The following is a 10,976-nucleotide window of genomic DNA, read 5'->3' as shown; positions in this document are numbered from 1 at the left end:
CTGCTAATGATCACGTCCTAGACCAGCACGAGCGAGTCAATCTCCACCCACGCCAGAGACCCGACCTGCGAGTTCAAGATGAAACGATCTCATTGTTCCGCCCTCCCCCAGCAACCTGGAAGACAGACGGTGCCTCCGTCGTCATCCCCCATGTCGAGTCTCGTCTCTGGTCCATGGGTCCGCAAACGCAGCGGCACGGATTCTTCCGGGCCGGAGATGGTAGCCGTCGTCGAGTAGCACTTCGACCAGGCCGAAGTGGTGGAAGCAGCCGGCGACACCCGCAGCGCGAGCCGAGGTCGCATCGTGCTTCCGTCCCAGCCGCAGACCATCGGCCCACAGGGTGCGCCCCTGGTAGTCGGCGGCCCGTGAACAACGCATGCGCCAACACCGCCTGATCGACCATGCCCCTCACCACTAGACCATGCCCACCCGCTATCACACACCAACTCGTTCGCGACCTGATCGACGCCGACCGCGCCGCTTCCGGACTGCCCGAGATCTGAACGCGGCCAGCTGGTGCGATCCAGCGCAAGACGAGCACGGGGAGGGAGCTGCGGTGACACCACTGACAACCTCGCGTAATCGGAAGTCGAGTATTCCTTATTGAGTGAGGCTCTGCGATCACGGTGTGTGGCCACCGGGGGCTCGGAGACACTCGGGTCCTCCGAGCTTCTGCAGTGAGGCGGGCGGTCAGGCCACTGACCGGATCCGATCACTGGTCGCCTGGCGCAGTGCGGCCTGGAGTCGGTCCCGGACCGCCGTCTGGGCGGCGATGCGTTCGGTGAGGACTGCCAGTCGCTCTGCCGCGACCCGGATGCCCTTGTCGGACGGCGGCGCCGTGGTCACGTCTCCATCCAGACACGGAAGGAAGACCCGCACGTCGTCCAAGGTGAGCCCGGCGGCCAGGAGGTAGCGGATGTTGCGGACTCGTACCACCGCCCGCTCGTCATAGATGCGGTAACCATTGGGGGCCCGCTCCGAGGAGATCAACCCCGCCTGCTCGTAGTGCCGCAGCGCACGGGCGGTCGCCCCGGTCGCCTTCGCCAGCTCACCGATCTGCACCCGCTCCCCCTCTCGCCTGCAACTCCTATCACGCGACGACCGCCCCGCCGTCGACCGGGAGTACTACCCCGGTGACGAACGCCGCGGCCGACGCGGCAAGTTGGGTGATCGCCCAGGCCACCTCCTCCGGTCGGCCGACCCGGCCCAGCGGGGTGTGTGCCAACTGCCACTCCCGTACTGCGGCCATCCGTTCAGGCGTCAGTCCCTGATGCTCGCCGATCGGGGTGTCGATCGCGCCGGGCGCGACCGCCACCACCCGGACGCCGCGAGGTGCCAGCTCGACCGCCCAGCTGCGGGTCAGCAGCTCCAGCGCGGTCTTGGTTGCCGCGTAGACAGAGCTGCCCGGCCAGGCCCGCTGCCCCACCGACGTACTCACGTTGACGATCACCCCGCCGGACGCCTCCAGAGACGGCAGCGCCGCCTGGGCCAGCAGGATGGGTGCGATCAGGTTGGTGGCGATCTGAGGCACGATCATCTCCGGCGTGAGCGTGCCGAGAGCACCGCTGTGCACAATGCCGGCATTGTTGACCAGCACGTCCAACCGGCCGTGCATCTCCAGCGCTGTCCGGACGATCAGCTCGGGCCCGCCGTCAGCGGTGATGTCGGCAACCAGCGGGGTGATTCGATCGTGCCCGGCGGCGGTCTCGTTCAGCGGTTCGGCCCGTCGGCCGATGGCGAGGACGTGGGCGCCCTCGGCGGCGAAGGCGCGGGCGGTGGCCCGGCCGATCCCGGTGCCGGCCCCGGTGACGGCGACGATCGTGTTGATCTGGGGTGCGGTGCTGCTGTCCATGCCGGTCATCGTTCAACCCTGCCGCCAGCGGTAAGGTCAAACGGCGCCTGGCGGGCTTGCGATCAGCGGGTGTGGTTGCCTGGGGCATACTGCCGCCAGGTTCCGCCAGCCTCGGCGGCGAGGTGGGCGGTGGTGTCGTCGTGGTAGCCGAGCATGCGGGCGACAACGGGAGCGGGTGCCACCCGCTATGAGAATCTCGCCGTCCGCTGCCAGCGACCGTCCGCGTCGCAGCCCTCAACGAGTGGTTGTGACTCCGTCATCTTGCCTGCGCGGGGTGTTGGTGGCGAGCAGTTCCTGCAGGAGTTCAACGATGAGATCAGGCTGTCCTACGAACGGGGAGTGGCCCGTCTGCCACTCGCGTACGTCGGTGCAGCGCGAGGCCATCTTCCGCTGCAGGCCCGGGTCAATGGCCCGGTCCTGTGTGCAGACGACGTAGGTGGAGGGAGTGTGCTTCCAGCTGTGGTGCTCTGGGACTCCTCGCCCGCAGCCGGGGGCTTGCGCGCGCAGGAGGCCAACCGCCCAGGCGGCGAGAGGTTCGGGACAGTCGCCATAGAGGGTGCCGACAGCTCGGTCGGGGTGCAGGCTGGTCGAGCCGTCGGGCTCAGGGTTGACCGCGTCCTGGAGCTGTGGGGATGCCCCACCCAGACCAGCCGCGCTCTCGCCGACATCCGGCACGAAGGCCGCCAGATAGACCAAGTGTCCCGCTCCGCGCACCCCGGTGATCACTGACCCGCCGTAGGAGTGACCGAGCACGATCGGAGGCTCCTGTAGCGAATCGATGGCCGCCTGGACCGCAACGGTGTCAGCTGGCAACGAGCCCCGGTGGAGCTCGGGAACGACGACCTCGGTTCCTGCGGTCCGCAAGCGTTCTGCCACCGCGGCAAAGTGTTCGGGACGGTGATACAGGCCGTGAACGAGCACCACGGCGGCCAATTCGCCATCCTCCTCAGGTCGGTGTCAGGCCAATGATTTTAGCTCCGGACCGTGGACAGCGATCACTCACCGCCTTGACCACCGTCGTTATCTGTATGTCGACGCCGTAAGTGCGAGCAAGGTCGAGGATCGCCTCGGCCGACTTGACGCCCTCGGTAATCTGCCGGGTTTCGGCGTCGGCCTCGGTGAGGCTCAGGCCATGGCCGAGGTGGGTGCCGAAGGTGCGGTTGCGGGAGAGCGGGGAGGAACAGGTGGCCACCAGGTCGCCCATGCCTGACAGGCCGGCGAGGGTGCCCTGTTGGGCGCCCATGGCGGTGGCCGGCCGAGTGCTGTCAGCCGGGCCCCGGGTTGTGATCAGGGCCGTGGCGTTGTGACCCAGTCCCATGCCCGTGGCGGTGGATTCAAGTGGTCGGTGTGCATGACGGCGCCGGAAAGGCTGCCGGGGCACCGCTCGGCGGCGGCCAGGGCATCGATGGCCCGTTCGGCGCGCATGCTGTCGGTGATCGCCCACCCAGCCAGGCGTCGGGAACAGAGGTCGGTGATCGTGGCCAGAAACAGGAACTTCCCGCCGGACAGCGGGAGATAAGCGATGGCGCCGAAGACCGCCCTGCAAGGGCAAGAACAACAGCAACGCCGAGGAGAACAACTCGACGGCCCTGCCCGCTTGCTGGTTCGGTGGCTTATTGGCGGCCCCCTCCCCCCACCACACAACTCGTGCAATGGCGTCGTGTGGCACTACGATCGCGGGCATGCCGGGGTGGGAGACTAGTGGGGAAGCCGCGAGCGGGACCGCCACCGCGTGGAGCGCCGACGTGGTGGACCACCGACGCGCAGTGGGGCAGCCGCCGTACGAGCGGGTCAGGCTTCCGCAGGAGCCGCTGGCGCGCCGGGACGAGCTGCGCATTCACGGCGATGTCGGGTCGGTCAGCTGCGTCGACGCCGCCGGCGGCACCGTCTGGATGCACCGCTGTGCGGGACGGCCCAACGCCGCCGATGTGTCCGGTGACCGAGTGCTCGTCACCACGGACTCCCTGGAGTACACGCCCTGGGGCATCCTCGGACCGGCCCTGCTCCTCGACCTCGCGGACGGGCGGCTCGTCGCCGAATTGCGCGGGGAGCGCGCCGCCGCGCGTGGAGGCGGCCGCTTCGTGCTCGGGCTGGAGGGCTACGACGTCTTCGACACCTGGGAGTACGACCGCGACGGCAACGAGACCGACACCTGGCGCTCCTACGGCCACTACGTCGTGGGCACTGGTGTGCGCGTCGTCGAGACCGACCGCAATGCGCCGACCGACGGCCGGGTCGTCCGGCTGCTGCCCGGCGGCGTCGTGGAACGCGGCCCGCGCCTGTCCGACCCGCAGCCGCCCAAGCCGCTGGTCCTGCACGACGGCACGATCCTGGTCCTCGACGGCGGAGCGGTCCGCGCGGTAGGCCGACGGCTCGACAGCACAGTCCTCACCGAACTCGGCGGTGACGCGGCAGACCTGAGGGCACGGACGATACGGGCACTGCGCTGGGACGGCGACCGGGTCGCCGCGATCGTCGCCGAGCAACACGCAAACGAGCCCACCCGCTACACGGTGGACACCTGGACGCTCACCCTCCGCCACCGCGCCTGAGCCGGACACCCCACGGATGGCAACACGGCCAGGGCTCGGAACCACCTTTGGAAGCACTGCGCCAACCCTGTGAGCTGAACCGGATTTTGTATCGGACCTGAAGCCAGGCGTGATCACCTCGGCGGATGGGAGAACGCAGGTCCGACGCCCGCACCACGGAAGTACCCAGACGAGCTGCGTGAGCGAGCCGTCCGCGAGGTCCAGACCTCGGGCCGTCCGGTTGCGTATGTCGCCCGGGATCTGGGCATCCACAAGGAAGCCTTGCGGCAATGGGTCCGCCAGGCGGAGGCCGATCAAGGCGACCGGCTCGATTTGCTCACCACGGACGAGACGACCGGGATCGCCCTACTCCGAAAGGAAAACGAGTCGGCCTGCCGGGAGCTGGGCCCGTCGGTCTCGGTATACAACGCCCGCCGCAGGCGGCCGAAGTCCGCCCGGAGCCTGCCCGACGAGCAGCTGCTGACGAAGATCCGCGCAGTGCCCGTCGCCTCCGGCGAGACCTATGGCGCCCGCAGGATCCACCGCCGGCTGCGGCGCGAGGGAGTCATTGCGGCCCGCTGCACCATCGAGCGGCTGATGCGCGAGGACGGCCTGGAGGGCGTCATCCGCGGCCGGCGACGTCGGCCCACTGTGCCCGAGCCAGCCGCCCCGCGCCCGCCAGACCTGGTCAACCGGCAATTCACCGCGACCCGGCCGAACCAGCTCTGGTTGGCCGACCTGACCTGTGTCCGGAACTGGTCCGGCCAGGTCTACGGCGCGTTCGTCCTTGGCATCTACTCGCGGACGATCGCGGGATGACAGCTCGCGACCCACATGCGCACCGATCTCTCGCTGGACGCCCTGGAGATGGCCCTGTGGCGCCGGGGCATCAAGAAGGGGTCGGGCCTGATTCATCTCAGTGATCGCGATCCGTGACCCAGCCCAGGTGGCCCACGCGCCGGTGCAGTTGGAGGAGGGCCGCGCACGGTCTTCAGCCTCCAGAGCGTCCCCCCGGCAGCCTCGCGAGAACGCGTACCGCCAGTTCTGACCCATTCCTCGCGACTGGGTAGGCCGGGGTTGGGGATCGCGTACGTGGTCGGCATCCGCGGCGATATCACCGTCCAGCCGCATGACGCGGTGCCCGTCGACCCCCGTCTGGTCCGGCAACGGCCGCCCGCCAGTACCCCGTTACCGGCAGTCGCCGGTGCCGGTGGCGGAACTGGCCGCGGCCGCCGGACGGGAAGCCCTCCAGGAGATGACCTGGCGGGAAGGCTCCCGTGGTCCGATCACCTCCCACTTCCTCACGGTGCGGGTTAGGCCGGCCGGGGTGCGCTCGCGTGGGCTGGCCCAGGCAGCCGGAGCGGCCGGGCACGGCCGGTGGGACGGCGTCCTGCCCGACGTGCGACTGCTGGCCGAATGGCCCCACGACGAGGACAAACCGTCCCGGTTCTGGCTGTCCGACCTGCCCGCCGACACCCCGATCGCCGACCTGGTCCGCCTGGCAAAGATCCGCTGGCGCATCGAGCACGACTACCGCGAACTCAAGCACGGCCTGGGCCGGGACCACGTCGAAGGCCGCTCCTGGCCGGGCTGGCACCACCACGTCACCCTGGTCACCGCGGCCCATGTCTTCCTCACCGAGCAGCGACTGGCCCCAAAAGCCCACACGCCCAACTCACCCTCTACCAGATCCTCGACACTCTTCAGGACCTGCTGAACTGCTGGCCCGGCATCTGCACCACCTGCCGACAGCCTCTGCCCAAGCCCCGCATCAGACACCAAGCAGCAAGACCAGAACGACTCAACGGAGTCCTATTAGCTAGGACCGTGGCGACGGCGGCCTGACGCCGAGGACGTCGAGCATCGCGCGGGTGGCCGGGCTGGGGTTGAAGCGGCTCCAGGCCAGGTACTCCAGGCGGCGCGGCCCGTCGGCCACCGGGATCAGGGCCAGTCGAGGATCATCCTCGGCGAGCGGGCGGATGAACGCCTGCGGCAGCAGCGCGACGCCGAGCCCGCGCGCGACCAGCCGGATGATCAGCTCGACCACGCCCGCCTCGTACGCCACGTCGCGGACCTTACCCGCGGCCGCGAACGCCCGGTCGGACTGGGCGCGGGCGGGCGTCCCGGCCACGAAGTCCACGAACGTCTCGTCGGTGATCTCCGCCAGCGTGACCCGGGAGGCGCCCGCCAGACGGTGCCCGGCCGGCACCACCAGCACATGCCGGTCGTGATCGAGGACGACGGTCTCCAGACCGGCCGGCCGCTCACCCTCCGGCAGGCCGAGAAAGGCGATGTCCAGCTCCCCGGCCCGGATCGCCGCCGCCAGCTCGTCGCTGCGCCCGGACCGCAGGACGACACGCACGTCCGGATGCCGGGCGCGGTACCGCTGCAACAGTTCCGGTACGTCGACGGCGGCTGTGGTCACGATCACTCCGACGGCGAGCCGCCCGCGCACCACGCCGGTCGCGGCCGCGGCGTCGGCCACCGCACGGTCGGCGGCGGCCAGGCACTCGCGCGCGCCCACGAGGAACGCGGCGCCCGCGCCGGTCAGTTCGACCCGGCGGCTCGACCGGGCGAACAGCCGGACCCCAACCTCCCGTTCCAGCGCGGCGATCCGGTGGCTCAGCGCGGACTGCACCACCTGACAGCGCTCCGCGGCACGGGTGAAGTTGAGGGTGTCTGCGACGGCGACGACGTAGCGCATTTGCTGAAGGTCCACACATCCATCATTCTCATTCATGGCTGCGATGACAATCATGCTTTGGAATCATGAGTATGTCCGGTCGAGACTCCCCTCATGCATCGGAACAAGGCGCAGGCGACGACCGTCCTGCTGACCGCGCTCGCTCCCGCGTCCTGGGGCACCACCTATGTGGTGACCACGCGGCTGCTCCCACCCGGGCATCCGCTGTTCGCGGGCCTGATGCGGGCCCTGCCCGCCGGGCTGCTCGCGCTGGCGATCACCCGGGTGCTGCCGCGCGGACAGTGGTGGTGGAAGACCGCGGTCCTCGGCATCCTCAACATCGGCGCCATGCCCCTGCTGTTCGTGGCCGCCGAACGGCTCCCCGGCGGTGTCGCCGCCACCCTCGGCGCCGCTCAGCCGCTGCTGGTCGCCGGTCTCGGCCTCGCGGTGCTTCACGACCGGCCCACGGTCTGGCGGCTTGCCTGGGGCTTCCTGGGCGTGCTCGGCGTGGGCCTGGTAGTGCTCGGACCGCAGGCCCGGCTGGACGCCGTCGGTGTGCTCGCCGGCCTGGGCCATACGACCACCATGGCCGGCGGGGTCGTCCTCACCAAACGCTGGGGCCGGCCAGCAGGCGTCGGCCCGCTGACCCTGGCCGGCTGGCAACTGACCGTCGGCGGACTGCTGTTGCTGCCCCTCACCCTGGCTGTCGAGGGGGTGCCGCAGCGGATCGACGCGGGCGCCGCCGGCGGCTACCTGTGGCTCGGCAGCATGGGCGGACTGATCGCGTACGCGCTCTGGTTCCGCGGGATCAGCAGACTGCCGATCGCCGCGTCCGCACCGCTGGTGCTGCTGTCTCCGCTGGTCGCAACGGTCATCGGAATCGCGCAGGGCGAGTCGTTGAGCCCGCCGCAGACCCTGGGCTTCGCCCTGGCGCTGACCGCGTTGGTGGCCGCGCAACTCGGCCCGGCCGCACGGAAGAACACCGCGGCCAAGGAGAAGACGTTCGATGACGCAGCACATGACGATCGCCGTGCTCGGGGCCACCGGGATGGTCGGCGGCCGGGTGGTCACCGAGGCGAGCCAGCGCAGACACCGGGTGCTGGCGTTGTCCCGGAAGCCGTCGAGTGAGGACCCGGGCGTGACGCCGGTCGCGGTGGACGTGAACGCGGGGCTTCCACCTTGATCGTGGACAGCAGTTGTCATGCAGCGGCGGCCAGCGTAGTTGATCTCTGTTCGAAGGCGACCGGTGCGAGGTAGCCGATCCTGGAGTGCCTGCGATGGTGGTTGTAGAAGCCGAGCCGGCGGAACACCGTGAGCCGTGCGGCTCGTTCGGTCGGCCAGCCATGCCGGCCGGGCCGGACCTCGCGCTTCAGTGAGGCGAAGAACGACTCGGCGGCGGCGTCGTCCACCGAGGACCGATCCTCTGGCGGGCGCGGGTGCGGCGGCGCGGGCACCCTCGCATAGGCTGGCGCCGTCTCATCCGAAGCTCCGCGACGAGGATCTGCCCATGCGCAGCAGCACCGGGATCCGTCTGATCGAGCCTACCGACGCCGCCCCGATTGCCGCGCATCGGGCGCGGGACGTCGAAGCTTTCCGGCCGTGGGAGCCAGCCCAACCGGCCGACTTCTTCACCCCGGAGGGCCAGGCGGAGCGGATCGACAGGCTGCTGGCCGGATACCGGGCCGGCACGGTCTGGCCGGGCGTGGTGCTCGCCGACGATCAGGTGATCGGGCAGGTCACCGTCGGAGGCATCCTGCCTCAGCCGCACCTGCGCCGCGGCTCCGTCGGATACTGGATCGCCAGCGTCGCCCAGAATCAAGGACACGCCGGGCGCGCCGTCGGGCTTGCGCTCCGGGTGATGACGGACGAACTTGGGTTGCACCGCGCCGAGGCGTCCACCAACCTGGAGAATCTGCCGTCGCAGCGGGTACTGCGCCGCAACGGGTTCAGCCCGTACGGTGTCGCGCACTCCTCGATCTTTCTCGACGGTAGCTGGCGGGACGGGCTGCTGTGGGAGCGGATCCTCGGCAACTAGCCTCGCGGTTTCGGTTGAGATGAGGCCGGAAGCGGGGAGGCTATACGAAAGTGCCTTTTGAGTTGGGACGATGAACTTTGTCGAGGGGTTCTGTCGGTCCAAGCGAAATACGCTTTCTGAGTGCAGGTACCGGTTCTCGTCCCAAGCTCCACGTCTCGACTGACGGTTCGGGGGTGGTCGGGCACGCGGGCGCACGTTTGCTGGCGGATCTCGCCGATGCCACCGGTCTGACCACCGCCTACTCCACTGCGCTCAGGCCGCTGCGACCGCGTGGCACCGGGCACGATCCAGGTCGGACCGCCACCGATCTCGCGGTGATGCTCACCGACGGCGGTGAGGCGATGGCGGATCTGACCGTGCCGCGGGACCAGAGCGAGGTATTCGGACCGGTCGCCTCTACACCCACCGCCTGGCGGTTGCCCGCGCACACCGACGGGGCAGTACTTGCTTCGATGCGAGCGGCCTGCGCCACGCAGCCGCCTCAGCCCAACCAAAGCGCGAGGCCAAGAGCCAACGCCTGTATTCGGTGGGCCAGCGGATGTCATCATCGAACCATGGCAGACGATGAGCCGCCCTCCACCGAACAACCTTGCGCCGAGCCCGGCGAACTGGCCCTGTTCGTCACGGCCGGGGACGTCCGGCCGAATGCGTTGGGTGCCGTGGTGTTCCTCGCGCTCGTCGTCGGCGACGGGTGGACCAGCGCTCTGCTGCTACGCCATCACACCGGGGCGGTGCTGCACGCAGGGGTGGCCGCAGCGGTCGTGGTCGGTCTGCCGGCACTGTGGCTTGCGGAGCGGCACATCGCGCGGATCGTCAGCTGGTTGCGCTGGCGTAGGCATCCCCTTCCCGCGATGCGCCTGACCGCCTCCGGCCTCGACTACAGCCCCGCATACACCGGCGACTTCCCGCTGCACGTCGATTGGTTGCCGATGCTGGAGACCCGATACCGGCAAGGCACCGACAACACTGGTTTCCTCTGGTGCCTTTACTCTCCGATCATTGACGGCATCCATCCCCTTCCGCCCTATGTCCATCGCGAGTGGCCCCTCGAAGCGCATAGGGCCAAGACCGAACTTCGCGACCTGATCCGTACGGCGGACATAGACAAGCACTCGCCGGAGCAGATGGCCGCCGCCCTCCATCTGATCTACTACGGCACGCCGATCGCCCTCAACCCGTACTTCGTGTCAGGGGCGCCGATCTCGGCCGTTGACGCGTACCTGCGCGAGCGCACCGACGGCCGATGCACGCTCCAGCCGCCCGACAAGCGGATACCACCGACCATACGGTTCCGTACCTTCATCTTCTGAGCGCTGACGATCGTCGACGCCGCCCCGTTCCTGAGCAGCACAGCAGCCCCGGTGGATAGCCCGGTATGGTCTGTCCCGAAGTCCTGGTGACGAGACGCCTGCCTTCGTGACAACCATCGTGCTTCGGCTCACCACAGACCTGAATCGCTGACCCGCGAAGTACGGGGCTAGACGGGAATGAAGGTCGGGACGGGGGGGATGTACCGCAGCCGTCGCAGACGGGGCCGGGATGCGGGCGCGCGACCAGGTCGACGGCCCTGCGCGGTGGCTGTTGCAGGCGGCGCGGATCTGCTGGGCCGGCAGATCCATGTCTGGGCCGTCGTCCGAGAGGACGATTCCGGGGGCGGGGGCGGGGGGCAGACGGCTCTGTTCGATCAGGTCGGTGATGTGCCAGACCGGGCGGAAGCTGTTGCCGCGGGCGGATTCGACGTCGGCATACAGCGTGGCGAGCCGGGGCCGCCGGCCGATCACTAGTGCCGCATCAGGCAACGTTCGCCTCGTCTTGAGTTACCTCGTGAGCCTTGCGGTGGGGTGGGTGAGCTGGAAGGCTCCCGGTCATGCCGAT

Annotated in this window: 10 protein-coding genes and 4 pseudogenes; 7 read left to right on the top strand and 7 right to left on the bottom strand. The window is 69.3% G+C overall.

Translation table 11 applies throughout. From position 1 onward, the window contains the following. Positions 1-690 precede the first annotated feature (690 nt). From ACIPSA_RS50880 to ACIPSA_RS50860, 5 genes and pseudogenes are all read right to left on the bottom strand, one after another. Positions 691-1,062, bottom strand: coding sequence for a MerR family transcriptional regulator (locus ACIPSA_RS50880; protein ID WP_402649007.1), 372 nt, complete (start codon positions 1,060-1,062; stop codon positions 691-693). 28 nt (positions 1,063-1,090) lie between these two features. Beyond that, the gene (locus ACIPSA_RS50875; RefSeq protein WP_402649004.1) at positions 1,091-1,861 is read right to left on the bottom strand and encodes an SDR family NAD(P)-dependent oxidoreductase; all 771 of its coding nucleotides are present in this window, start codon (positions 1,859-1,861) and stop codon (positions 1,091-1,093) included. Positions 1,862-2,086: 225 nt separating this feature from the next. After that, a complete protein-coding gene (locus ACIPSA_RS50870) occupies positions 2,087-2,785 on the bottom strand; it encodes an alpha/beta hydrolase (RefSeq protein ID WP_402649001.1) in 699 nt (232 codons plus the stop codon). A gap of 13 nt (positions 2,786-2,798) precedes the next feature. Beyond that, a pseudogene (locus ACIPSA_RS50865) lies at positions 2,799-3,179 on the bottom strand (NAD(P)H-dependent glycerol-3-phosphate dehydrogenase); the annotation flags it as partial. Beyond that, complete coding sequence (locus ACIPSA_RS50860; protein ID WP_402649012.1) at positions 3,140-3,496, bottom strand: DDE-type integrase/transposase/recombinase; 357 nt, start codon at positions 3,494-3,496, stop codon at positions 3,140-3,142. The pseudogene ACIPSA_RS50865 and the gene ACIPSA_RS50860, both read right to left, overlap by 40 nt. A gap of 38 nt (positions 3,497-3,534) precedes the next feature. Between ACIPSA_RS50860 and ACIPSA_RS50855 the strand changes: the two genes are divergently transcribed. The 3 genes and pseudogenes from ACIPSA_RS50855 to ACIPSA_RS50845 form a co-directional block, all read left to right on the top strand. Beyond that, complete coding sequence (locus tag ACIPSA_RS50855; RefSeq protein WP_402648999.1) at positions 3,535-4,404, top strand: hypothetical protein; 870 nt, start codon at positions 3,535-3,537, stop codon at positions 4,402-4,404. Between the two features lie 90 nt (positions 4,405-4,494). Beyond that, the gene (locus ACIPSA_RS50850; protein ID WP_402649009.1) at positions 4,495-5,202 is read left to right on the top strand and encodes an IS3 family transposase; all 708 of its coding nucleotides are present in this window, start codon (positions 4,495-4,497) and stop codon (positions 5,200-5,202) included. Positions 5,203-5,415: 213 nt separating this feature from the next. Continuing rightward, a pseudogene (locus tag ACIPSA_RS50845) lies at positions 5,416-6,100 on the top strand (transposase); the annotation flags it as partial. Positions 6,101-6,202: 102 nt separating this feature from the next. Here ACIPSA_RS50845 and ACIPSA_RS50840 read toward each other — a convergent pair. Next, positions 6,203-7,102 carry a LysR family transcriptional regulator gene (locus ACIPSA_RS50840; protein ID WP_402648997.1) on the bottom strand — a complete coding sequence of 300 codons (900 nt, stop codon included), beginning with the start codon at positions 7,100-7,102 and terminating at the stop codon, positions 6,203-6,205. Between the two features lie 78 nt (positions 7,103-7,180). Here ACIPSA_RS50840 and ACIPSA_RS50835 point away from each other — a divergent pair. After that, positions 7,181-8,041, top strand: a pseudogene (locus ACIPSA_RS50835) (EamA family transporter); the annotation flags it as partial. 31 nt (positions 8,042-8,072) lie between these two features. After that, positions 8,073-8,249, top strand: coding sequence for an NAD-dependent epimerase/dehydratase family protein (locus ACIPSA_RS50830; RefSeq protein ID WP_402648994.1), 177 nt, complete (start codon positions 8,073-8,075; stop codon positions 8,247-8,249). Between the two features lie 16 nt (positions 8,250-8,265). Here the strand turns inward: ACIPSA_RS50830 and ACIPSA_RS50825 are convergent, their stop codons facing one another. Beyond that, a complete protein-coding gene (locus ACIPSA_RS50825) occupies positions 8,266-8,475 on the bottom strand; it encodes an IS3 family transposase (protein WP_402648992.1) in 210 nt (69 codons plus the stop codon). A 98-nt stretch (positions 8,476-8,573) separates the two neighbouring features. Between ACIPSA_RS50825 and ACIPSA_RS50820 the strand changes: the two genes are divergently transcribed. After that, entirely contained in the window at positions 8,574-9,101 is a 528-nt protein-coding gene (locus ACIPSA_RS50820; RefSeq protein WP_402648990.1) for a GNAT family N-acetyltransferase, read from the top strand. A gap of 107 nt (positions 9,102-9,208) precedes the next feature. Next, a pseudogene (locus ACIPSA_RS50815) lies at positions 9,209-9,571 on the top strand (IS1380 family transposase); the annotation flags it as partial. Between the last annotated feature and the right edge of the window lie 1,405 nt (positions 9,572-10,976).

This window comes from Streptomyces sp. NPDC086549, from assembly GCF_044746205.1.
In the GTDB taxonomy this organism is placed as follows: Bacteria; Actinomycetota; Actinomycetes; order Streptomycetales; family Streptomycetaceae; genus Streptomyces.
This window is presented reverse-complemented; position numbering and strand designations above follow the sequence as displayed.